General features: G+C 61.4%; 21 protein-coding genes. 15 read left to right on the top strand and 6 right to left on the bottom strand.

Annotated elements, in window-relative coordinates; genetic code table 11:
- Nucleotides 1–82: 82 nt before the first annotated feature.
- The 5 genes from RI101_04895 (at nucleotide 83) to RI101_04875 (ending at nucleotide 7,071) form a co-directional block, all read left to right on the top strand.
- A complete protein-coding gene (locus RI101_04895; GenBank protein ID MEC4889380.1) occupies nucleotides 83–1,633 on the top strand; it encodes a PAS domain S-box protein in 1,551 nt (516 codons plus the stop codon).
- Nucleotides 1,634–1,641: 8 nt separating this feature from the next.
- A complete protein-coding gene (locus RI101_04890) occupies nucleotides 1,642–2,613 on the top strand; it encodes an ABC transporter substrate-binding protein (GenBank protein ID MEC4889379.1) in 972 nt (323 codons plus the stop codon).
- A gap of 11 nt (nucleotides 2,614–2,624) precedes the next feature.
- Nucleotides 2,625–4,955, top strand: a complete 2,331-nt coding sequence (locus RI101_04885) for an ATP-binding protein (GenBank protein ID MEC4889378.1) — start codon at nucleotides 2,625–2,627, stop codon at nucleotides 4,953–4,955.
- 123 nt (nucleotides 4,956–5,078) lie between these two features.
- Nucleotides 5,079–6,545 carry a sigma-54 dependent transcriptional regulator gene (locus RI101_04880; GenBank protein ID MEC4889377.1) on the top strand — a complete coding sequence of 489 codons (1,467 nt, stop codon included), beginning with the start codon at nucleotides 5,079–5,081 and terminating at the stop codon, nucleotides 6,543–6,545.
- A 244-nt stretch (nucleotides 6,546–6,789) separates the two neighbouring features.
- Nucleotides 6,790–7,071 (top strand): hypothetical protein, encoded by a 282-nt coding sequence (locus tag RI101_04875; GenBank protein MEC4889376.1) that lies wholly within the window; start codon nucleotides 6,790–6,792, stop codon nucleotides 7,069–7,071.
- A 133-nt stretch (nucleotides 7,072–7,204) separates the two neighbouring features.
- Here the strand turns inward: RI101_04875 and RI101_04870 are convergent, their stop codons facing one another.
- The 5 genes from RI101_04870 to RI101_04850 form a co-directional block, all read right to left on the bottom strand.
- Nucleotides 7,205–8,635 (bottom strand): RtcB family protein, encoded by a 1,431-nt coding sequence (locus RI101_04870; GenBank protein MEC4889375.1) that lies wholly within the window; start codon nucleotides 8,633–8,635, stop codon nucleotides 7,205–7,207.
- A 170-nt stretch (nucleotides 8,636–8,805) separates the two neighbouring features.
- Nucleotides 8,806–9,225 carry an archease gene (locus RI101_04865; protein ID MEC4889374.1) on the bottom strand — a complete coding sequence of 140 codons (420 nt, stop codon included), beginning with the start codon at nucleotides 9,223–9,225 and terminating at the stop codon, nucleotides 8,806–8,808.
- Nucleotides 9,226–9,348: 123 nt separating this feature from the next.
- Nucleotides 9,349–10,266, bottom strand: coding sequence for a diaminopimelate dehydrogenase (locus RI101_04860; GenBank protein MEC4889373.1), 918 nt, complete (start codon nucleotides 10,264–10,266; stop codon nucleotides 9,349–9,351).
- Nucleotides 10,267–10,622: 356 nt separating this feature from the next.
- Nucleotides 10,623–11,429: an RNA methyltransferase gene (locus RI101_04855; protein MEC4889372.1), complete on the bottom strand. Its 807-nt coding sequence runs from the start codon at nucleotides 11,427–11,429 to the stop codon at nucleotides 10,623–10,625.
- 56 nt (nucleotides 11,430–11,485) lie between these two features.
- The gene (locus RI101_04850) at nucleotides 11,486–11,827 is read right to left on the bottom strand and encodes a hypothetical protein (protein MEC4889371.1); all 342 of its coding nucleotides are present in this window, start codon (nucleotides 11,825–11,827) and stop codon (nucleotides 11,486–11,488) included.
- 172 nt (nucleotides 11,828–11,999) lie between these two features.
- Here RI101_04850 and RI101_04845 point away from each other — a divergent pair, with 172 nt between their 5' ends.
- Nucleotides 12,000–12,461, top strand: a complete 462-nt coding sequence (locus tag RI101_04845) for a helix-turn-helix transcriptional regulator (protein ID MEC4889370.1) — start codon at nucleotides 12,000–12,002, stop codon at nucleotides 12,459–12,461.
- Nucleotide 12,462: 1 nt separating this feature from the next.
- Here RI101_04845 and RI101_04840 read toward each other — a convergent pair whose 3' ends face one another.
- Nucleotides 12,463–13,656, bottom strand: coding sequence for a class I SAM-dependent rRNA methyltransferase (locus RI101_04840; GenBank protein ID MEC4889369.1), 1,194 nt, complete (start codon nucleotides 13,654–13,656; stop codon nucleotides 12,463–12,465).
- Between the two features lie 156 nt (nucleotides 13,657–13,812).
- On the opposite strand from RI101_04840, the gene RI101_04835 reads away from it, so the two are divergent.
- The 9 genes from RI101_04835 (at nucleotide 13,813) to RI101_04795 (ending at nucleotide 22,832) form a co-directional block, all read left to right on the top strand.
- Nucleotides 13,813–15,468, top strand: a complete 1,656-nt coding sequence (locus tag RI101_04835; protein MEC4889368.1) for a thiamine pyrophosphate-binding protein — start codon at nucleotides 13,813–13,815, stop codon at nucleotides 15,466–15,468.
- A 103-nt stretch (nucleotides 15,469–15,571) separates the two neighbouring features.
- Entirely contained in the window at nucleotides 15,572–16,690 is a 1,119-nt protein-coding gene (locus tag RI101_04830) for a sensor histidine kinase (protein MEC4889367.1), read from the top strand.
- Nucleotides 16,687–17,325: a response regulator transcription factor gene (locus RI101_04825; GenBank protein MEC4889366.1), complete on the top strand. Its 639-nt coding sequence runs from the start codon at nucleotides 16,687–16,689 to the stop codon at nucleotides 17,323–17,325. The genes RI101_04830 and RI101_04825 overlap by 4 nt, the downstream gene beginning before the upstream one ends.
- Nucleotides 17,326–17,492: 167 nt before the next feature.
- The gene (locus tag RI101_04820) at nucleotides 17,493–17,939 is read left to right on the top strand and encodes a response regulator transcription factor (GenBank protein ID MEC4889365.1); all 447 of its coding nucleotides are present in this window, start codon (nucleotides 17,493–17,495) and stop codon (nucleotides 17,937–17,939) included.
- A gap of 628 nt (nucleotides 17,940–18,567) precedes the next feature.
- Nucleotides 18,568–19,029 (top strand): response regulator, encoded by a 462-nt coding sequence (locus RI101_04815; GenBank protein ID MEC4889364.1) that lies wholly within the window; start codon nucleotides 18,568–18,570, stop codon nucleotides 19,027–19,029.
- A gap of 218 nt (nucleotides 19,030–19,247) precedes the next feature.
- Complete coding sequence (locus RI101_04810; GenBank protein ID MEC4889363.1) at nucleotides 19,248–19,445, top strand: hypothetical protein; 198 nt, start codon at nucleotides 19,248–19,250, stop codon at nucleotides 19,443–19,445.
- 381 nt (nucleotides 19,446–19,826) lie between these two features.
- Nucleotides 19,827–20,273 (top strand): hypothetical protein, encoded by a 447-nt coding sequence (locus RI101_04805; GenBank protein ID MEC4889362.1) that lies wholly within the window; start codon nucleotides 19,827–19,829, stop codon nucleotides 20,271–20,273.
- Between the two features lie 13 nt (nucleotides 20,274–20,286).
- Complete coding sequence (locus RI101_04800) at nucleotides 20,287–21,603, top strand: TolC family protein (protein MEC4889361.1); 1,317 nt, start codon at nucleotides 20,287–20,289, stop codon at nucleotides 21,601–21,603.
- A gap of 41 nt (nucleotides 21,604–21,644) precedes the next feature.
- Nucleotides 21,645–22,832 (top strand): efflux RND transporter periplasmic adaptor subunit, encoded by a 1,188-nt coding sequence (locus RI101_04795; GenBank protein MEC4889360.1) that lies wholly within the window; start codon nucleotides 21,645–21,647, stop codon nucleotides 22,830–22,832.
- Nucleotides 22,833–22,921: the final 89 nt, after the last annotated feature.

The following is a 22,921-nucleotide window of genomic DNA, read 5'->3' as shown; positions in this document are numbered from 1 at the left end:
ACAGTACGATGGCACGAGCATTTCGAAACAGCCTTATCTGAGACCACCCGCACCTGTCCGCACCCTAGTATGTTGAGGTGCTATGGCCGTCGATACCGCCTCCTATGCCGTCCTCGTCGTTGAAGACAATCCGGACATTGTCGTCAGCCTGCAGGACCTGCTCATTCATGACGGGTATGCGGTCCACACCGCCACCTCCTGCGCCCAAGCGCTCGCCCACCTCCATGCCCACCGGTTTAATGCGGTCTTGCTCGACGTCACACTGCCCGATGGCGATGGACTGACGCTCCTCGGCACCATCCAGCAGCTGGACCCGCACTTGCCGGTCATCATCGTGACCGCCAGCACGGCCACGGAGAAAACCGTGGGCTCACTGTCACGGGGCGCGTACGCCTATCTGACCAAACCCTACCACCGCGAGGAGCTTCGGCAAACGCTCCGGCGCGCCATCGGGGTCAAGGAACTCGCGGTGAAAGCGCAGCAGGCCGAGCATCTCTTGACGGAAAGCGAACACCGCTTCCGCTCGCTGGTGGAATCGGCCAGCGATGCCATCGTCGTTGCGGACGGGCGCGGCACCATCGTCTCGCACAACCGCTCGGCGGCCACGATGTTCGGCTACCCGCACGACGGGCTGCTTGGGCAGCCCCTTACCATCCTGATGCCCGTCCGCTTTCGAGACCGGCATCTGGCCGGGCTGGCGCGCGTCGAGACAACCGGGGTGAGCCGTCTGATCGGATCGGCGGTCGAGCTGCAAGGGATCAAGAAGGATGGCACCGAATTTCCGATCGAACTCTCGCTGGCCACATGGAAAACCGGCGGCGGCAATTTTTACAGCGGCATCATTCGAGACATTTCACAGCGGAAGCAGATCGAAGAAACGCTGCGCCGCAGCGAGCGGTTGCTGAAAGATATTATCGACAATAGCACCGCGGTCATTTACGTGAAAGGCGCGGACGGCCGGTACATCCTGACCAATCGGCGGTTCCAGGAATTGTTCCATCTGACGGCCGGGCAGATTGCCGGACGCACCGACCACGACCTCTTTCCCCCCAAGATCGCCGAGGTCTTCAGCGCCAATGATCGCCAGGTCTTGGACCGCAATGGGCCGGCGGAATACGACGAGACCGCCCCGCATCCGGACGGACTCCATCACTACATCTCCATCAAATTTCCGCTGTGCGACGACACCGGCGGGCCTTACGCCGTCTGCGGCATCTCCACCGACATTACCGAACGCAAACGAATCGGCGACCATCTCAGAACCAATGAGGAGCGGATTCAGCACGCGCTCGGAAGCGCGCGCATCGGCATTTGGGACTGGAACCTCCGGACAGACCGTTGTTACTGGTCGCCGATCGCCCATGACCTGCTCGGAGACCCAGCCGGATCGGGCCTCATAAGCCGGCAAGACTTTCTCGCGCGGATCCATCCCGACGACCGGCCCTCGATCCTGGCCGCGCTCCGCCTGGCGGACAGCACCTCACAGGGCGAAATCGCCTTCGAGCATCGAGTCCGCCGCCCTGACGGCACCCTTCGGTGGCTGGCATGGTCCGGCCATATTATTCATGACGAGACGGGACGAGCCTCTCGCATCGTGGGCACCGTCCAAGCGCACACACCGCCCGGCCGCTGACCGTCATCATGCCAATATACGGATGCCGCACAGCACACCTCTCTCACCTCCGGCATGGCGCGGCCGGACAGCATCTGCTCGCCCTCATCTTGGCACTCCTCGCCTCCATCTTCGCCATTCCGCCGGCACAGGCCGCCGAGATCGCAATCCTCAAGTCCTCGGACCTGCCGGCCTACGCCCAGGCCATCGAAGGCTTCAAAGCCACAGCTCCGGCCTCCGCAACCTATGTGGAATACGATCTGCGCAATGATGCCGAGCTGGGCCTCCTCTTGGCCAAGAAAATCAGAGCTTCGGACGCGCAGATGGTCCTCGCCGTCGGCATCAAAGCCGCGCTGGCCGCCAAGCACGAAATTGCGGATATCCCCATCGTCTATATGATGATCCTCGACCCGCTCAAGCACCGCCTCACGGCGCCCAATATGACCGGCACGCAATTAGAAATTCCGCTCCACCGACAATTCAAAATCATCCACACCCTGCTGCCATCGTTGCGGCGGCTCGGCGTCCTCTTTGAGTCCAACAAATCCGCCGCTCGAATCAATGATGCCGTCCTACAGGCCGCCGCCAGCGGGTTTCGACTGGAATCCTTTCCCGTCGGCAGCGAGAAAGACATCCCTCAGCAACTGCGCGCGCTGCTCGCCGAAGTCGAGGGCCTTTGGCTGACGCCAGACTCCACCGTCCTGACCGCTGAGTCGATTCGGTTTATTCTTGAGTCCGCCCTCGCGCGGCATATTCCGGTGATCGGGTTTTCGCCGGAATTGACGAAGCTTGGGGCGCTGCTCAGTATTTCGATTGCCTACGGCGATGTCGGCCGCGAAACCGGGCAGCTGGCCAAACGTCTGCTCGACGGAGAACGAATACTTTCGACGAAGCCGGTCCCGATCGAACGCATGACGATCACAGTGAATCACAAGACCGCCAACTTCCTGGGCATCGCCTTTCCCGGCGACCTCGAACGCCTGATCGATGCCACTTATTAGGAGGCGACGCCATGCACCCTGACCCCGCCCCTCTCCGCCACGCATCCCCGCCGCCCGGCTCCCCCGCAAGCCCGTTCATCAGCTTGCGCACGAAGTTCGTGCTGTTCTTCAGCCTCATCCTCGTCCTCACCTGCTCCACCTTGAGCTGGTATTTTGTCGAAACCAAACGCGCCGCCATGATGGAGGATCTCCATCGTCTCGGCACCATCCTTCTGGCCAACGTCGCGCATAACGATCATTTTCGTTTTGCGGCCTTAATCGCGGAAGATCCCATTACCTTGCAACAATACATCGATGGACTCGCCTCCATCGACGAAGTCGTCTATGTCGTTATCACGAACGCTCAGGGCCGCATTCTCGCCAAACAGAGCAAGGACACCTATCCCTCCGCCACAGGCTCGCACCCATCCGCAACGCTCCCCCTCTACCCGGATGCCGATATCGCCGCCCGGGCCGTACAGGCACACGCCGCAACTCCGCAGGTCACACCGCTCACGGCGCCAGGCACGCTCGCGCCCCAATCTTCCGAGCGCCACTCGCTCTGGTTTGACGTGTTCCCTGCCCTCTCGGAGAATCTCTATGACTTCGCCCTGCCGATACGCCGCCCCTCGGCGATGCCCCTTCCTCCCTTTGCGCTCGACCCCGACAATCTGACGGCTCCGCGGAGCGAGACGGCCGCCCCGGCCATCTATGGCATCGTTCAAATCGGCCTCACCGACAAACATGTCCGCCAGTCAGTCATCACCATGATGGGAAACGTCTTTGCCTTGACCGCCCTCATCATTGTCGCCGGCATTGCCGGCGCCCACATGTTGACGGCCAAAATTACCACGCCACTGCGGCGGCTCGCCGACATGGCCCGCCAAGTGTCCACCGGTGCCGTCCCGGAGCACTTGCCCGCAACGACGCATGACGAAGTAGGCCAATTGACCTGCCTGTTCAACGACATGGCCCGCTCGGTGCAAGAACGCAATCAGGCCATCACCGCCAACCTCCATACCATTACACGGCACGTCAGCCAGCTCACCACGCTGCATCAAGCCAGCGCGGCCATTGCCAGCACACTGAACATGAACGTGCTCCTCGATACCGTGCTGCAATTGCTGGTCGGTAATCTCGGTTTTGTGCGCATGGTGCTGAGCCTTCGCCACGAAGACCGGGAGACGTCCTATATTGCCAGAGTCACCGGCGTCTCGCCCGACGTCGCCGAATCCGCCTATCGCCTGGAGATTCCCATTCGCGACGACGGCTCCATCACCGCCGCGCTCTTGCTGCATGGAACACCGGTGCTCGTGGAACACCTGGAATCCGAAACCGGCCGGATCCACCCGCCGGTGCTGGCATTACTCCAAGACACCGGCATCTCGTCCTTTATTGCCGTGCCGCTGCAAAGCCGGAACGGCATTGTGGGATATCTGGCCGGAGACCGCGGCCAGCAGGCCTGCACCGAAGACGATCTCCGGATTCTCCTGACGATTGCCAGCCATGTCGCCGCCGCCATCGATAACACGCGGGCCTACATGCACTTGTCCGAGCTCACCCAGCACCTCGAAGAGCGCATTCGCGAACGCACCGACGAACTGTCTCGGGCAAACGACCAACTGCAGGCCCACGACCGGCGGCGCTCGACCTTCTTATCGGTGGTGTCTCATGAATTGCGCACGCCCATGACCGCGATCCGCAACTTTGCGGAAAACATGCTCGACGGGGTCACCGGCCCATTGACCCCCCAGCAGACCACCTACCTCGCCCGCATCGAACACAACGTGGCCCGGCTCGCCCGCATCATCAATCAATTACTGGACTGGTCCCGTTTGGACAGACAGAAAGACGTACTGCACCCGGACTCCGTCTGCATCGCGGAGATCGCGGTCACGGCCATAGACAGCCTGCAAGCCGTCGCGGCGGAAAAACAGGTGACACTGGTCATCGACGCCCATGCGACACTGCCACAGGTCTACGGTGATCGGGATAAACTGGAACAGATCCTCTGGAACCTCATCGGAAATGCCATCAAATTCACTCCGCCTGGCGGAACCGTGACCATCTCCTTTTCCCGCACAGCCGACGACATGGTCAAAACCTGCGTGGCCGATACGGGCTGCGGGATTTCTCCGCAACATCTGCCCCATATTTTCGATGAATTCTCTAAAGTGCCCTCATCAATGCCGGCCTCTCAAGGAGCCCAGCTTGGCTTATTCATCACCAAAACCCTCGTGGCCATGCACAAAGGAGAGATTGCTGTCGAAAGCGCGCCTGGATCGGGAACCCGGATCTTCTTTACCGTGCCCATTGCCGGCATATCCGGCCCCCCCTGCGCCCCGATAACACGAACATTTTGAGAGGAAATGGCAGCCCATCTCAGTCGAAGCGCACATATGATCGCAGAGGAACCAAGCCGAGTAAGGAGCATGTCTTTTCCCGGCGCAATACCGTAGAATTCTTACCCTGGAGCACCGTCCGCTATGCGTGCGAAAATTCTGATTGTTGACGATGACCGCGACATTCTCCTTGGGCTGGAGAATCGCATGGCCTGGATGGGCCACGAGGTTCTCACGGCTCAGGATGGCAAGGAGGGCCTGCGGCTCATCGAGCAGGAACACCCTGACCTGGTGCTTCTGGACCTGGAACTGCCGTTCCTCTCAGGACTCGACATCCTGAAACAGATTCGCGACAAATCCCAGACAAGAGCCAGGCCGGGCGATTCCACCGGCCTCTCATCGGACCACACGGCCCCCCAGGTCATCATCCTCACCGCGTTCGGCACCGTCGAGCGCGCCGTGCAAGCCATGCAATTGGGAGCCTGCGATTTCATTCCCAAGCCCTTCACCGGCGAGCATCTCACCGTCGTCATTAATAAGGCGCTCGCATCCGTGTCGCTTCATCGCCAGGTCGATGTGCTCCGAAAAGAAGTCGCCGAACGATACACCTCGGTCACGGGCCGCGCCGCTACGATGGCGGCCCCGCTCAAGCTGGCGCAACAAGCGGCGGGGTCCAACACCACCGTGCTCCTGCTGGGAGAAACGGGAACCGGCAAGGAAGTCATGGCCCGCGCCATCCATCAGTGGAGTCCGCGCCGGGACAAGCCGTTCATCGCCGTCAATTGCGCGGCGCTCCCCGAAAGCCTGCTGGAGAACGAATTATTCGGCCATGAGCGGGGCGCGTTTACAGGCGCGCTCAAGCGCGAGCCGGGGAAAATCGAAATCGCCGAAGGCGGCACCCTCTTTCTGGATGAAATCGGCGACATGCCCCTCCCGATGCAAAGCCATCTCTTGCGGGTCCTGCAAGATCAAGTGTTCTATCGCATCGGCGGCTCGCAAGCCGTGCACACAGATGTCCGATTCATCGCCGCCACCAATAAAGACCTTCGCCAGGCCATTCGGCAAGGAGCCTTCCGGGAAGATTTATTTTATCGCCTCGACATCATCACCCTCCGGCTGCCGCCGCTCCGCGAGCGGATAGAGGATCTGCCCATCCTCGCGGATCATTTCCTCAGCCGGGCCGTCCAGTTCGGCGCACGCCAGCACTGCACCTTGAGCCCTGCCGCATTACAAAGGCTTCACCATTACCACTGGCCCGGCAATATCCGGGAATTGGAAAATGTGCTGACCAGAGCGCTGGTGTTATGCGAGGGATCCGTCATTGAACCGGTCCATCTCACCCTCTCTTCGGAACAGACCGGCCCGTCGTCTGGCAACCACCAGCCCCTTGCTCTTGAGCAGGGCTATCACGAGTTGATGGAAACATACAGCCGAACCATTATCGAGGAGGCTCTGCGCCGCACTGGATGGAACCAGACCAGATCCGCTGAGCTCTTGGGACTCCAACGGACCTACCTCACCAAACTTCTCAGACTCAAGCAGATTCCCGGCCGGCCTCCTGGAGGCGCACTGGGCCATTCCAACAGGGACGATTCACGCCTGTATCCATAGAGAAAGATTTCCGCCTCCCCTTCATTGAACTGCTACCGATCCAACGTGGATCATTTTGGAATCAATTCCCCCCAGCCCTCAATGTGTAGTACTGGCTCAGCCCCGGCACCTACAGGCACAACATCACGCCAATGCACGGCTCTCTCCCGCCCTCCGCATTGATTGGACAGACTCACCTCTCTGGTTCGGCGCTTGCATTTATTGCTATGCAACCACCACTCAAAATTAGGCCAGAAGCAGCCATATGATGGATTTCATTCTTCTGCTCATCGTCGCGAACAGCCTGGTCGCCGCATGCGTCTACTTCATCATTAGCCGCATCTGGGGAACTCCGGACTTGCGCGCAAAAGACACGGCTCAGCCTGTCAGCACGCCTTATGCACAGCAAGCCCTCAGAGCCTGTTATCAGTTGAACGATATCGCCCTTGAGGCCTCCCCCGCTGAACCGCTGCCGTTCTCCCGCCACGCGATCCCCTTGCCATCGCCGGACACGGCGACTGTTCGGGTCACACTAAAATCGCCATAACAGCCGCATCAGACCGGAGTTCCATATACGCATTCACATAAGACACAATCCTGCGTCTGCGCGCTTACAAGACAACAACCCGACCCGCGGCATTGGCGTCGAGCCGCCGCCGGATCATGCACAGTCTGCTTCGCTACCCCTTCACGCACACGAGCGGTTCGAGTCTGGCGACCTTCCGCGCCAGGTTCGCGTCATCCGCCGCATCGACCACTTCGCTGACATCCTTGTAGGCGCCCGGCGCTTCTTCGGCGACTCCGCGCATGGATGGGCTGCGGATCAGAATCCCACGCGCCGCCAGCTCCTTCACCACATCACGGCCATGCCACTGCCTGAGCGCCTGATGCCGGCTCATGCTGCGGCCCGCTCCGTGGCAGGCGGACCCGAACGCCAGCGTCATGCTCTCCTTCGTGCCCACGAGCACATAGGAGGCCGTTCCCATGGTTCCGCCAATCAGCACCGGCTGCCCCACAGCCCGGAGCGGCGGAGGAATATCAGGATGGCCTGGTCCAAAAGCCCGCGTGGCGCCTTTACGATGGACGAAAAGGCGCATCACCCTTCCATCGATGACATGCTCCTCAACTTTGCAGGTGTTATGCGACACGTCGTAGAGCAGAGAGAGCGTCGCCTGTGGCAAGACCTCCTCAAAGATCTGCCTGACGAGATGGGTGACGATCTGGCGGTTGGCGAGGGCGCAGTTGATCCCCGCCCGCATGGCGCCGAGATACTCCTGGCCCACCTCAGAATTGATCGGAGCGGACGCCAATTCGCGATCCGGCAATTCGATCTGGTACCGGGCGGCGCTCACAGCCATGCGTTTGAGAAACTCTGTGCCGATCTGGTGCCCGAGCCCGCGCGAACCACAATGGATGCTCACGACGAGGTCGCCCTCGCGGATACCGAATACAGACGCTACCTCCGCATCAAACACCGTCACGACCTGCTGCACTTCAAGGTAGTGGTTCCCGGAACCGAGCGTCCCCATTTCGTCCTGCTGGCGCTTCTTGGCGTAATCCGACACGCAGTCCGGTTTGGCGCCGGCCATGCAGCCGTGCTCTTCGATGAACTCCAGATCCTCGTGCAGCCCATAGCCTTTCCCCACCGCCCATTTCGCCCCTCCGGCAAGCATGGCATCCATCGCCTGCTTGTCCAAATGCACCAACCCCGTGCTCCCCACACCGGCGGGAATGCGATGGAACAAGGCCTCGGCCAAAAGTTCCTTCACCGGCTGAAGATCCTCCACCGTCAGTCCCGTGCGAAGCAACCGGACGCCGCAGGAAATATCGAACCCCACGCCACCGGCAGACACGACTCCGCCGAGATCGGGATCGAACGCGGCGACTCCGCCGATGGGAAAGCCGTAGCCCCAATGGGCGTCGGGCATGGCATAGGAGGCCCGGACGATGCCAGGCAACGTCGCGACGTTCGTCACTTGCTCATACACCTTTTCGTCCATGTCGCGAATCAAGTCTTCGGTCGCATAGATCACCCCTGGCACCCGCATCTTGCCGCGGGGTGCAATGTGCCATTCGTCATGCCCTCGCCGTTTCAATCGACTCAGATCCATCACTGCCTCATTTGTTGATCCGGACTAGCGCACCGTATTCCTGAACACTGCTGCCGCTGCCCTGAATCTTCAGGCGCGAGGAACGGGGCGAGAGGCAAGAGGGGAGAGGCCTTCCACCCTCTGGCCTCGTGCCCCTAGCCCCTAGCCTTGTCAGTTGGCGTGAATGCTTTCTACACGTCCACCACGCACTGGGCTATCCAACGGCCTTGCCCGTCCTGCTTCACCGACAGCTCCGTGTAGGTCGCGCCTTTGACCTCGACGGCCGGCTGATGCCGCAATACCTCGACGGGCTCTCCCCATGCCGTCGCCTGTAACGCATGGCCGTTGATGCGCACGGCGAAGCGGCAGAACAGCATCTTCCGCGTGGCCATTTCATAGATGAGCGCGTTCAGCCAATCGACCAGCAAGAGCTCATCATCAGGCGCCTCACAGGCCATCGAGACCGATTGTGCCGGAACGACAGCGTCCGGATCCGTGATCACGGCCGTCATAGCGCGTGCCGCGCCTTCAAACGCCGCGTCCTTCGTCGAACCGATCCCTCGCACGCCGATATCGGCCTGGTGCGGAAAATGTTCCCAGCTTGGCTCCATGGTTTCGAAACGAGGCCTCTCCCGAAAACACCCTAAGCGTGCTGCCGCTCACATCACGCTGACAGTCCCCGCCTTTTCCTTTGCCTCCATCGTGGTTCCGAAGACCGTACACTCTTTCCCTAGTTACAGCCAGTCCCGCCGCGCCTGCTCCACCCGCTCTCCCCACATCGCACTGAGGGGAATCTCCGTGAGCACATAGGCTCCCGGATCAAGCTCCGGAAGAGCGCGAGCGGCGGCAAGCATCATCTGCGCCGTCAGCACCGTGTCGTCACAACGCGCCTCCAGCAGCAGATGCTGGTGACCCAATCGTCCCGGAGGGCCCCGCCGGTCGAGGACCACTCCCCGCCCTTCCTGCTCCAGCGCCGCGAGACTTTCCACCGGAAACACCTGCGTCTCGTCCCCAAGAAAGAGCGGATCGGCGCGGATCGCCTGCGCGACCCTCTCCGCATCCGCCTGCTTCTCCAACTCGACATAGACGTACCGCTGCAACCTCCCCTCGGGGGACTGGATTTCGGCACAGAGCGCATCCCTCACCCCTTTCACACCTTGAGCCATCGTAGTATGGCGAAGGCTGATCCCAGTGTGGCGCCGTGTCTCCGTCGATCCCCCGGGCGTCAGCAGGGCAAACCACGAACGGAACACCGACAGTGCGCCGGGATCCCAGCCCGCTCCGACAATCGCCGGAGCCCGATGATGGAGGGCTGCCTTGCGGATGGCCTGCTTATGGGCATGGAGCGACTCGCCTTGCAGCATGACGCAGTCCACGATTGGAATGCCGTGCTGAAGAATCTGTCCGGCGATCTCTAGGGCTGAATTTGTCGGCACACAAATCAGTGCGGCATCGACATCCCTCGCCTGACCGATGTGCGTGGCCACCGGAACAGATCGTAGCGCCTCCGGAAGCGTTCCCCCCGCACTGCCAGCCCGCCGCACGATGGCGGCCAGACTGAGGTCGTGGCTGCGTGAAATCAATTCCGCGCAGACCTGCCCGACCCGGCCAAGTCCCACGACTGCGAGACGCAATGGTTGCACAGCTGGCATGCTCCTCCGCTACGACAACTCCCCCCACCAGCAGCCAATGAGCAATCGCAATGCCGCCGCTCTGCCAGGCAGCTAATCAGACCGCCGGAATCTCCATTTCGAGATACCTATTCAGAGGATCGGATGACCTGGAGCATCTGCTCGCCATCAATCGCACTGCGCTGACTTGCTCTCCCCTGCGCACGATTGCGACCTTTCGCTACAGTAACTTCAGTAGTCTTGTAGCGAATTACCTCACCCTTTGGCTGTCAAATTAGCGTGGGTAAAGAAGCAGCATATGCTGGCCGAGAACGGGAGGGCCGCCCTCTATCGCGTGGACATGAAAGTCACATTCGTCTTGGACTGACGGGGCTGGACTAGGCGGTGACGGGAAGCTCACTGAAGTAGAAGGCCGTCATCGCAAGGGTGGCCGCCACATTCAATGACTCTACGCCCCGCGACAGCGGAATGGTGAATCTGACCTGCGCAGCGGCGACCGTCTCCTGAGCCAACCCTTGGCTTTCGTTTCCGACAGCAATCACCGTCCGTGCGGGGATCGCTGTGATGGCTCTGATCGAAACCGCATCCGGAGAAGACACCACGGCAGCATAGAGTGAACAGCCTGATTGGGAGAACGCCTCGAGCGCGGCATGTTGAAACACCGGCAGCGCGAGCAATGCCCCGGCAGTGGCCCGTACGACTTTGGGATGGAAGCAATCCACGGAATCCGGGCTCAGCCAGACGCCCGTGAGATTGAGCGCCGCAGCCGTCCGAATGATCGTGCCGACATTGGCCGGATCTTGTAATCGCTCTCCGTACACCCCCAACAGCCGTGCCTGCGCACCCAGGTCCGCTTCACTCCATCTCGGCTGACGCACCACCGCCACAATGCCCTGCGGCACATCGACATCCGAGAGCTTTTCAAACGCGAGATCCGAACAGGTGAACTGCGGCACGGCAAGCACGGCCCGGGCTGCCCGAGCCGCCACGTCTTCACTCTGAAGATACTGCGGGGCGGCGACGAGGCTGAGGATCTGGTCCGGATACGACTGGATGATATCGCGGCAGGCATGGGCGCCTTCGATAACGAAGGCGCCCTCGGACTGCCGCGTTTTCTTCTCGTGAAGCAGGTGCCTGATGAGGGCCGCGTGGGCTTTGGTGAGAGGACGGAGAGGACCGGACACGCCTAGACTCCTCCTACCGTCCGAAACCGCTATCGTGACAACAAACCGTCAGAAGCCTACCGCCGCTTTCGCTCGGAGGCCGCCTCCGCGGCGCGAATCCGCTGAGCCCGTGCCTTGGCACGCTTCAAGGCCGTCAATTTGCCGCGCGTCCGGTCCTGCTCCGTTTGCAGCTTCTCCAGCTGCGATTTCAGATGCGCTTTTTCCTGTTTATGCAGATCCGCACATTCGGCCTTGGACAAATGTGCCCAATCGCCGGTGCCTTGTGCGCGCTTGATCCGAGCATCCAACGACTCACGCAGCTGCTTGGCCCGCATCGTCATCAGCGACTTCAGCGCCTGCTGACGCCTGGTCACTTCTTCTTCTTCCGCCATGATGCCGCGAATATCTGTTCCCAACATACGTCCCGCCTCCTTCTCAAACCACCACACGAACGGTTGTATTGTACCTGATTCTCCCCCTGACCTGCCACCAAGCATACCTATCCGCAACCCATTGATTTACTTAGCCATTACAAATACGCTGTACGCGGAGCCGGTTGCGGCACACCGCTGTTTTCTGTATCATTCGCGCATGGCTATCGGTGCCCTGATACAGGCGTGGAGGCTTTCCAGAAACCAATCTCTGGAGGCACTGTCTACAACGGCCGGGATCCCATCCGCTCTTCTTGAGGAGATCGAGACCGATCAGGCCGACCCCTCTGCGGCCACGATTGAATCGCTCGCCTCCGCGCTCAATATCCCCCCGTCCTGGCTCTTTGATTCACCAAAATCCTTTGAACACCTGTTTGAGCAAGCGGACGACGGCGACCGGCCGGATCCCGCTCAGACCGATCCCGTGACGGATCGCATCCTCGCAGGCTCACGCCTGGATCGGTCGCTCTATGTCATGTTGACGGCCTTGATGCAGGCCGGTGATCCGAAATTACTCAGAGCCGCGGAGATGAGCTTGCGCAGCCTCGTGAAACAATCCCGCCAGGCTACGGTGCCCTGGCTTCACCGGCCGTCAGGACATTTCGAGCCGCCGAGCGATTAAGCTACAAGACCTGCAGGATCAGACACTTCAAATACCTGGTCTCCGGCATGCTGGCCAGGATCGGATGATCGCCGCTTTGCCCCCGCTGCTCGATCAGGCGAAGCTCTCGCTTGGCATCACGCGCCGCCAGCCGAACGGCGCCCCAGAAATCGTGCTCTGAAATATGGTGCGAGCAGGAACTCGTCACCAGAAATCCCTCGGGCTTCGTCAATCTGATCCCCTGGAGATTGATGTCTTTGTACCCGCTCAGCGCTTTTCGCACGGCCTGCTGGCTCCGGGCAAAGGCCGGCGGATCGAGCATCACCACATCGTAGCGCTTGCCAGATTTTCCCAGCGTCCGCAGCTCGTTGAAGGCATCGCACGCCCGGTAGTGGCACTGCGCCTCAACCTTATTTCGTTTCGCCTGCTCGCGCGCCAGCACCAGGGTTTCCTCGCTCACATCGAGCCCTTCGACCGACTTGGCCCCGGCGAGCGCCGCATGAATACCAAAGGCACCCGTATGGCAAAACACTTCCAGCACATCGGCCCCGCTGGCATAGGTGGCCGCCGCCAGCCGATTCTCCCGCTGATCGCAAAACCAGCCGGTCTTTTGCCCGCGCTCGATATCGACCAGAAATGTCGCCGGGCCTTCGGCAATCTCCACCGTCGTCGCCCCGGATCCCTTGATGAATCCGCGCTCAAGCGGCAGCCCTTCGAGCGTCCGGCTCTTGGCATCGTTCCTGAGGTAAATCGTGTGCACGCCCGTTTCCTGAGCCAGCCATTCCGCCAGCCGCTCCTTGCGGCGGTCCATGCCGAATGACAGGGTCTGCATCACGAGCACCTGATCGTATCGATCGACGATCAGCCCCGGCAGCCGGTCCCCCTCGCCATGGATCAGCCGATAGGCCGTGGCGTTTCTCACGATGCGCTTCCGCAGGCGCACCGCCTGGCGGATCCGCTCACGCCAAAATGGCTCGGTAATCGGTTCATCCTCGAAGGTCAGGAAGCGAACCCGGATCTTGGACTCCGGATTATAGAGCCCACGGCCGCAGAATCGGCCGGCCGGCGTCACGACATCGACGACATCGCCGGCCACCGGCTGTCCGTCAACATTTCCGAGATGGCCGGCATAGACCCAGAGATGGCCTGGCCCCTCTGCGCCTCGCGGCTGAGTAAGCGTCACTTTCGCTGTCGGCAGATCATGTGGTGTTGTCATTTTATTGTTATCCGATTGCGCGCCCCCAAAGGTCAAGCACAATCCCAGCCGCCTTGAAATGGGACCGTCCGCGCGACACGATGCTTGACGCCACCTCCGCCGTGTGGTTTGCTGCGGGTGAGGCCCGATTGTTGACCGGTTTTCAGGAGATTGTCCATGAACCGCCCCCCAACCATCGGATCGACCGTTCTTGACCGGCTCCACCGACTCGGGGTCCGCCACATCTTCGGCATCCCCGGCGACTACGTGCTCTCCCTCTATCAGCTGATCGACGCCTCTCCGATCAGACACATCGGCACCACGCGCGAAGACTGCGCGGGATTTGCGGCGGATGCCTACGCCCGCATCAACGGCATCGGCGCCGTCTGCGTGACGTACTGCGTCGGCGGATTGAATACCGTCAACGCGATTGCCTGCGCCTACGCCGAACGCTCTCCCGTGGTGCTGCTCACCGGATCGCCCGGGCTTTCGGAACGCACCCGAACACCCTACATGCACCACATGGTGAGAGACTTCTCCACGCAGAGGGAAGTCTTCGAGCGCATGACCGTGGCCGCCGTGGCGCTCGACGATCCGCTGACCGCCGAACGGGAAATGGACCGTGCCTTTGCCGCCTTGCTCCGATACCGCCGTCCGATCTACATCGAAATTCCCCGCGACATGGTCCATACGCCGCTGCGGAGCACCGGCAAACCGGTCTGTCTCGAAGATGAACCGAGCGACCCGGCGGCGCTGGCTGAAGCGGTGAGTGAGGTGAGGACCATGCTCGCCTCAGCCCAGCGGCCGGCGATTCTGGTGGGGGCGGAGGTCGGCCGCTTCGGCCTGCACGATCATCTGGCGCGCCTGGTCGAACGGCTGAACATTCCGATCGCCTCCACGCTGCTGGGGAAATCCGTCATTCGCGAGGATCATCCATTATATGTGGGAGTCTACGGAGGCCTCATCGGACGCGATGAGGTGCAGCGGTTCATCAACGAATCCGATTGCCTGCTGATCCTGGGCTCGATTCTGTCGGATGTCGAAGATGTGGATGCCCGCTCGCCGCTCATGACCGAAGGCCGCACCATCCATGCGACCGCTGACCGGATCGCGGTCAAGCACCATCGCTACGAAGCCATCCGCTTTCAGGACTTTGTGTGTGCGCTCGGCGAAACCCCGCTGCCGACCTTCCCATCCCGCACACTCCCGGCCCCGGCCATCACCACGACACCCGCGCCGGCTCCGGACGCCCCCGTCACGCTTCAGGGGCTCTTTCGCCATCTCGACAGCGTTCTGACAGCACACACGCTGGTCATCGCCGATGTGGGCGAGTCGCTGTTCGCCGCCGCCGATTTGCATGTCCACCGCCGGTTTGAATTTCTTTCACCGGCGTACTACACCTCCATGGGATTTGCCGTGCCGGCGGCGCTCGGCGCCTCCTTCGCCGATCCCACCTTGCGCCCCATCGTGCTGGTGGGTGACGGCGCCTTCCAGATGACCGGGACGGAGCTCTCGACCTGCGTGCGCTACGGACAGGCGCCCATCGTGATCCTCTTGAACAACCATGGCTACTCAACCGAGCGGGAAATTCTCGAAGGGCCGTTCAATGACATCCACGAATGGCACTACGAACGCCTCTGCGAGGTGATCGGTGGAGGCGTCGGCTCGCGTGTGACGACGCAACGGGAGTTCGAGCGCAGCCTGGCCGCGGCCCTCACAGACGCGTCACACGTCCATCTGCTCAACGTGCTGCTCAACCCCGCCGATCGCTCCCCCGGCATGGTCCGTCTCGCGCGCAGGCTGGGCAAGAAGCTCTCGACCGATAAGCCCTAGGATCGGAGCGGCGCCACCGCACAGATTGCCGGCAGACACCGGCTCATCCCCCTCTCTTGAACCGCGGGCCACTGGAAGAGGATAATTCTCCGTACATCCTGCTATGCACACTGACACTCGACAATGGGTTATCTCGTCCGGCGTCGCCGCACTGACGGTCGGGCTTCTTGTGTTCGATCTCCATACCCCATTGGGCGTGGCCAACCACATTCTCTACCTCGGCCCTGTCTTGCTGTCGCTCCTGTCACCGCAGCGCTGGTTTCCCTTCATCGTCTCCGGAACCGTCTCCATCTTGATCATCGTGGCCGGAGTCCTGAGCGAGAACCCGCATAACGTCCCGCTATGGGTGCCCATTTCCAATCGCGCCTTTAGCATTTGGGCCATGTGGATGCCCATCTGGTATTTCACCAAACGCCGCGACCACGAGATCCAGCTCCAGCGGCTGAACGAGGACCTCGAACAGCGCGTGAAGGACCGCACCCACCAACTGGCCACGGTGAATGACGCGCTGGTCGCCGAAGTGGCGGAGCGCATGCGCACGGAACGGTCGCTCGAATCCAGCCGCCAGGAGTTGAAACGCCTGGCGTCACAACTCATTCGCATCCAGGAAGAGGAACGGCGACGCATTTCACGCGACCTGCATGATGACGTCAATCAGCGGCTGGCCCTGTTCGCCATTGAACTGGACAGCCTGCAGCGGCAGCTCCCCGCCCCTCAACAAGAGGCCCTCAGATCGCTCGCCGATCGCATTGCCGAACTCTCCGAGGACGTCCGCCATCTGGCCTATGGCTACCACCCGTCGATCCTCGACGATCTCGGCCTCTCCATTGCGATGCAACGGCTGGTCGAAGATGCCGCCGCCCGCAGCCATATTGAAGCGCACATCACCTGCGATCACCTGCCGGAGTCGCTTTCTCATGAAGTTGCCACCTGCATCTATCGGGTCGCACAGGAAAGCCTGGGCAATATCATCCGGCACGCCAAGGCGTCCCGGGTCGATGTCGAACTGGGCCGGTCGAGCATGGGACTCACCGTCTCCATCGCCGACAACGGGGTCGGATTTCTTGCCGCTCATCCGCAGAGCGACACGGGAGGGCTGGGGCTCTTGAGCATGAAAGAGCGCGTGACCCTGGTGGGGGGGACCTTGACGATCAAATCCGCGCTTGGTGCGGGAACCCAGGTGCAAGCCACGATTCCCATTGCGGAGGGAGAGATACGATGAACCCGAGGGTGCTCCTTGCCGACGATCATACGCTCGTCTTAGACGGCTACCGGAAGATCCTGGAGGGCTCCTGCGACATCGTCGGCGCCGCCGAGGACGGGCGCACGCTGCTGAAGATGGCGCAGCAGCTTCGGCCGGACATTGTGACGCTCGACATTTCCATGCCCCACCTGAACGGCATCGACGCCGCACGAAAGCTGCACAAGGAACTCCCGGACACGAAGATTATTTTCGTCACCATGCATGCCGACCAGGCTTACGTGGCCGAGGCGTTCAAAGCTGGCGCCACCGGGTATCTGCTCAAACGGTCGGCGGCATCGGAGCTTCTCCAAGCCATTCAATCGGTCATGAATGGGCACAACTATGTGACCCCGCTCATTGCGAAAAGCCTGGTCCAGTCCATGGTCACTGGGCGCACGCCGGCCGTCAAAACAGGGCACAAGCTGACGCCCCGCCAGCGGGAAGTCCTGCAGCTCGTGGCAGAGGGCAACACCGTCAAAGAGATTGCCACGGCACTGGATATCTCGCCGAAAACTGTCGAATTCCACAAAACCCAGCTCATGGAGCAGCTCGATATTCATACGACCGCCGAACTCACCCGCTACGCGCTGGCCCACGGGTTGATCTCCTCCTAATACCGCCGCCGAATCTTCCAATCGTTCCCAGGCATCACCGAGGCATTTTCGGTTCCCCACCCAGGGAAATGCCGAGTACCGCCTTGTCCGTCCGCCTCGTACACTGCACACGTAATGGGGTGAGCCGATTCAGGACCATCGCCAACCTTCAGGCCACGGAGGTCCCTATGACACGGATACGCATTCTCTTGGCAGACGACCATCCGCAAATCTGCGAACTCCTCCGCGTCCTCCTGGAACCAGAGTTTCAGGTCGTCGGCTCCGTCGCCGATGGCGAGACACTCCTTCAATATGCGCACGCGCTGCAGCCTGATGTGATTATCTCCGACATCGATATGCCCAAGGTCACCGGGTTGGAGGCCCTCCCGCTTCTGAAATATGTTGCGCCCCACGCACATGTGATTTTCCTTACAGGCCACGGCAACCCTGCCGATATTGCGGCGGCCTATGCGGCAGGCGCAGAAGGTTATCTCATCAAAGGCAAGACGAACGATCTGCATGGTTCGCTGAGAACGGCCATTCAGAACATTCACCCCCATGCCTCCAGAGCGAATCTCAATGCCATGCAGGCACCCATGTCACATCCGCCTGTCGGAGGGCACCTTGAGCGGTAACGATCAGCGCCTCGCCATGGCGTTTCGGCCTCCGGCAAGCCGGGAGAAACGGACCGGCACCATGGCCTCAACCGCCACACCGTGTGGATTTTGCCGGCGTGTCACAGACCGGCCCAACGAGCCCAAACAGACCACCGGACGATCTGATGCGGCACCCGCTCCCGATCACCAGCCTGTTCTATTTTCTGATTCCCCAGAGCACGATACCTATTGCGGCGAATGCGACAGGTTTTACCGGCAACTGGTTACCTATGGGCGGGGAGAGCCCCTCCCCTTCGAATGGAATCTCGCGGAATCTCCCGAACCGGAAGCTGGGGCCCCATCGCCGAAGGTCTGTGCAACCAATGCCAGACCTTCATTACCCGGGAGCGGTGCGCAATGAAATGTGGGCGCTGTCAGGGGCCGACGGTCTCCGAGGTCTTCGTCGACTGGGGATCAGGCGGGGGCCATCTGTCGTTTTCGGGGTGGCGGTGTCTCATGTGCGGAGATATCAGCGACTCCATCATCCTGTCGCATCGTACCGCCAGGCCTCAGCCGGCTTCCCGCCACCCACGGCACAACACGGGACCGATCATTCGGCAAGGCCGGCCATGACCTTGATTCGCACGAGGGCGGCATCGCGCAGACCATGAGACGAAGCTCATTCGATCAAGAAAACAGACAGACTCACCACACGCCCGGCGCGCTCAAGGAACCCCTGGTGCGCCCGCGCATTCTGATCGTGGATCACGATGATCGGGCACGGCTGGCGGCTTGTCATCGGCTGACTCAGTGGGGATTCGATACAGTTGGAGAAGACAACGGCCTGTCGGCGCTGACGCTCCTGGCCCATACCCCGCCCACCCACTCGTTCGCAGGCATGCTGCTGGAGATGGACATGCCCTTGCTCGGCGGAATGGCGGTGCTCCAGGAGATGAAAGACCGCCATCCCGCCATTCCGGTCCTCGTCATGGCCGACGCGCGCCATATCGGGAAGCTCCGCGACGCCGTCAGAATGTGGGCACAGGAATACCTCGTCAAGCCGCTCGATACGGAACTGTTAAAGCTGAAATGTACCTATTCGTTCTCCAGCCCCATTAATAGGACATGAGATGACCCATCGCACTCGTCCAGCACAGTCAGATCGATCGGTGGCCGGGGCTCAACGGCAACTCCCGTGGCATGCTGCCCCTCCTGTACGGGATGTGCCGGAAAACCCCGTCACTGATTGATCTGGCTCTGGAGAAACAACGACAGGAACCGTGCAGTCCAATGCAACCCTTGAAGCGCGTTCACACGATGAAATGCCGGCGATGTCATGGGCTAAGCGTGGCCACACACTTTGGTGCCGACCAATGGTGGGCATTTGACGGCTGGCTCTGTCTCAACTGCGGCGACGTCATCGATCCGGTGATTCTGACGAATCGGGAATGCCATTCGAACGGGAGCCCGGTGGTCATGAACGCCAAGGGCATGCGCGGAGCAAGGGGCACGGTTTCCGGCAAACTGATCCGGCTCACTCGCTAATATCCTTCCCGGTCATGCCACACCATGCCATTCCATGCGCGGTGCATCACACACGGTGGACACGAGCGCCTGGGTGCCCGGCCAGCCGGCCGGGCACCGCTTCGATCAGGGAACACACGGAGTCTTTTTCTGAGTCAACGCAACCACGGCGAACCCTTCGTACACTGACGGACACCGGCGCCTCGGCAAGCACTGTCGGCTGATGTGCCCGCCCGCTTCCCCCTGAACCGCAAGAACCGGCGGCGCCGCTGCCTTCGTTGCAGCGGGGAAACGCGCCGACCAGATGGAGACTGACCGCTGCTCACTATGACCCACACGCCGTACAAACAGATGATGCCTGCGATCAATAAGAACGTGCGATACCAAGATAAGGAGACACCTGTGCGGAACGATTTTCTCAGCCCATGTTTCATCCTGTCACGGCAACTTGCCGCCGCTGTCCTGTGCCTCGGCAGTCTCGCAAGCTGCGCCAGCTCCACAAGCGTCACGGAACCCGGGCGAACGCATTACGTCCAGATTCAGGAACACGTCAGCCCGCGGCACTTGTACGTCCACGTCGGCGATGAAGTGCGCTGGCAAAACCGGCGGACGGCTCCGGTCACGATTGGGCTTCTGAGCACGCTCACAGCGGACGCTGTGTCCTGCGGGAAAGGCTTTACCCGCTTTGGATCACTCGACGACACCGCCACCATTCCGCCGGACGGCTACGTGAGCCTCTGCTTTGCCCGCGCCGGCACGATTCACTACAACGTCTGGCTCAATCCTGCCGATCCGCTCAGAAGCATGACACCCACCGCCCAAATGCTCATTTCTGCGCGCCCGGCATGAAGAAGGGAATGACATGAGCACCGCGTTCGTCGGAATTATGCAAATGCGCCCGCGCGCCGCTTTTTCTCTCGTCTATTTCGGCGCCATGCTGTGTGGAGCGGCACTCCTCTGTTCGCCAAGCCTGGCGCAGGAACCGCTCCCCACGGTCTATACGCTCGACTCGATACTTGACCTGGCGCTGGCGAGAAATCCTGTGGTGTCGTCCGCGGAAGGGCTCATTGACCGGCAGCGCGGCCAGCAAACCGCCGCCGGCGCCTATCCCAACCCAACCGTCTTCGGCAACGTGGGCTATGGCGAGGTGCGGGACACCGGCCGCGCCAATATCCGCGAGTCCCTGGACCGTGAATCGCTCACCGAATACAACGTGACGCTCGGCCAGCCGCTGGAATGGCCGGCGATGCGGAACGCCCGGAAGCAGGCGGCGGAGGCGGGACTGGCAACGGCCAACGCGGGCCTGTCGGAGACCCGGCTGAATCTGACGACCCAGGTCAAGGTGGCGTTTTATGACTTGCTTCTAGCCCAACAGGATGCCGCCCTCGCCCGGCAGAATCTGGAGACCGTCGAAAGCGTGGCCCGGATCGTCAAGGCGCGGGTCAAATCCGGCGAGGGGCCTCAATTCGAATCGATCAAGGCCGAGGTTGAAGTATTGAAGGCCCGGCAGCAACTCGCGCGCGCGGACAACGCGGTCCGGATCAATCGTGTCGTGGTGAATACCCTGACCGGCGGCGCACTGGAATCCGCCTACCTGGTTCAGGGCGAATTTGCAGGGAGCTTGCGGGAATTGCACATCGAAGGGCTGATGGCCCGCATGGCGGTCCAGCATCCGACCATTCAACGCCTCCTGAAATCGGTGGAACAGTCGGACTGGAAGGTCGAATTCGAGCGGCAATCACGGGTGCCCAGCGTGACCGTGAACGGCAGTTATTGGCGGGAGATCGGGCGCGAAGCGGTGCAAGGCGGCCTGTCGGTTCCCCTGCCGCTGTGGTACCGGAAGCAGGGAGAGATCGCGGCCTCGCTGGGCGAGAAACGCCGTGAAGAGGCGGAGCTGTTGCGCGCCCGCAACGACCTGGCCAGGGCCATCCATCAGCATTATCAAGATGCCAGAACCACGGCTGATTTGATCACGGTCTTCGACAAGGGGCTCTTGAAGCAAGCCCAGGAAGCACTGCGGCTCGCCCAATTCAGTTTCCAGCAGGGCGCATCCAGCCTCTTGGACGTCTTCGATGCCCAGCGGGTCCAGCGCCAGATCCAGATGGACTACGCCCAGGCCCGATACGAATTATCTGTCTCGCTGGCACGCCTTGAGCGGGCCGTTGGCGGAGCACTATGACTCGGCAGAAATCGGACGCGCAGAGCGGAGTACAACCAATCATGACAACAACCTCTCACTCCCATTCCCTTCTGGGCCTGCTTTTCGGCCTGCTCCTGGCTGGGTCAGGATGCGACAGAACGCCCAGCGAAGCCGTCGTGCCCAAGCTGCAGGCTGCCGCCCCGGCTCCCGGGATCGTCCGCCTGCCAGCAGAGGAATCGTCGCGCATCGGACTGGTCGTTCAGCCGGCCACTCGCAGCGACTTCCGGACCTACCGGGACTTTCCCGCCATCCTGCAGCCGAACGAGCGCGCCATGGCCGATATCACGACACTGGTCCGCGGCCGCGTGGTGGATGTCTATGCGGACCTGGGGCAACAGGTCGAAGCCAACGCTCTCCTGGCGATCTTGTACAGCAGCGACCTCGGCCTGGCGCAGTCGGCGTATCTGAAATCGCAGGCCAAACTCCATGTCGCCGAGCAGGCTTATGCGCGGGCGAAGTTTCTGCTGCAGGAACAAGTCATCGGCGAGGCGGAAGCCCAGCGCCGCCACGCGGAGCTGCTCAGCATGCAGGCGGAAGCCCATGAGGCGCGCGATCACCTGAAGCTCCTCGGCATGACTGACGGAGAATTTCGCCGCCTCAATAAAAGCCGGGACATTCGTTCCCACGTCCCGATCGTGGCGCCTTTTGCCGGCCGCATCATCGGACGCCACTTGACCAGAGGCGAAGTCGTCGAGACGACCGAGAAACTCTTCGTGGTCGCCGACCTGTCGGAAGTGTGGGTGCGGGCCAACATTCCGGAGAAAGACATCCCCTTCGTCCATTCCATTCATGCCTCAGGCGGCACGCAGGCGGAAGTGCGCATCAACGCCTACCCGCGGGAAATCTTCAAAGGCACGATCACCTACGTCGGCGATGTCCTGGATCCCGCCACCCGCACCATGCAGCTCCGGCTGGAGCTGCCGAATCCTGAAGGGCGATTGAAGCCGGAAATGTTCGCGACGATCCGCCTCCACTCGGAATCGCAGCCGGACCGGCTGACCGTGCCGGAAGCCGCGCTGCAACGGGATCAGGATCGGACCTTCGTCTTCGTCCAGCGCAGCGTGAACGAGTACGAAGCCCGCGAGGTCCAGACCGGTGAATCCAACGGCGCCCTCACCACCATCCTCGGGGGCCTTCACGAAGGGGAGCCGATCGTGACGCACGGCGCCTTTGTCTTGAAGTCCGAGCTCTTGAAGAAACAAGCCTGATGGCCACTCGTTTATTCGATGCACATAGCTCGGGCAGAAAAGGCCACCCGATCACGACGCATAGCGTGTTCGCTCTCACGTCCGAGCTC

The organism is Nitrospira sp., from assembly GCA_035968315.1.
In the GTDB taxonomy this organism is placed as follows: Bacteria; Nitrospirota; Nitrospiria; order Nitrospirales; family Nitrospiraceae; genus Nitrospira_D.
Note: the sequence above shows the minus strand (reverse complement) of the source record. Positions and strands in the feature narration are given on the sequence as shown.

Coding starts and splice junctions, on each gene's coding strand:
- RI101_04890 (MEC4889379.1), top strand. CDS start 1,642: ATGCCAATATACGGATGCCGCACAGCACACCTCTCTCACCTCCGGCAT.
- RI101_04815 (MEC4889364.1), top strand. CDS start 18,568: ATGAGACGAAGCTCATTCGATCAAGAAAACAGACAGACTCACCACACG.
- RI101_04865 (MEC4889374.1), bottom strand. CDS start 9,225: ATGGAGCCAAGCTGGGAACATTTTCCGCACCAGGCCGATATCGGCGTG.
- RI101_04830 (MEC4889367.1), top strand. CDS start 15,572: ATGCACACTGACACTCGACAATGGGTTATCTCGTCCGGCGTCGCCGCA.
- RI101_04820 (MEC4889365.1), top strand. CDS start 17,493: ATGACACGGATACGCATTCTCTTGGCAGACGACCATCCGCAAATCTGC.
- RI101_04895 (MEC4889380.1), top strand. CDS start 83: ATGGCCGTCGATACCGCCTCCTATGCCGTCCTCGTCGTTGAAGACAAT.
- RI101_04870 (MEC4889375.1), bottom strand. CDS start 8,635: ATGGATCTGAGTCGATTGAAACGGCGAGGGCATGACGAATGGCACATT.
- RI101_04845 (MEC4889370.1), top strand. CDS start 12,000: ATGGCTATCGGTGCCCTGATACAGGCGTGGAGGCTTTCCAGAAACCAA.
- RI101_04860 (MEC4889373.1), bottom strand. CDS start 10,266: ATGCCAGCTGTGCAACCATTGCGTCTCGCAGTCGTGGGACTTGGCCGG.
- RI101_04875 (MEC4889376.1), top strand. CDS start 6,790: ATGATGGATTTCATTCTTCTGCTCATCGTCGCGAACAGCCTGGTCGCC.
- RI101_04835 (MEC4889368.1), top strand. CDS start 13,813: ATGAACCGCCCCCCAACCATCGGATCGACCGTTCTTGACCGGCTCCAC.
- RI101_04885 (MEC4889378.1), top strand. CDS start 2,625: ATGCACCCTGACCCCGCCCCTCTCCGCCACGCATCCCCGCCGCCCGGC.
- RI101_04825 (MEC4889366.1), top strand. CDS start 16,687: ATGAACCCGAGGGTGCTCCTTGCCGACGATCATACGCTCGTCTTAGAC.
- RI101_04850 (MEC4889371.1), bottom strand. CDS start 11,827: ATGTTGGGAACAGATATTCGCGGCATCATGGCGGAAGAAGAAGAAGTG.
- RI101_04800 (MEC4889361.1), top strand. CDS start 20,287: ATGAGCACCGCGTTCGTCGGAATTATGCAAATGCGCCCGCGCGCCGCT.
- RI101_04795 (MEC4889360.1), top strand. CDS start 21,645: ATGACAACAACCTCTCACTCCCATTCCCTTCTGGGCCTGCTTTTCGGC.
- RI101_04880 (MEC4889377.1), top strand. CDS start 5,079: ATGCGTGCGAAAATTCTGATTGTTGACGATGACCGCGACATTCTCCTT.
- RI101_04840 (MEC4889369.1), bottom strand. CDS start 13,656: ATGACAACACCACATGATCTGCCGACAGCGAAAGTGACGCTTACTCAG.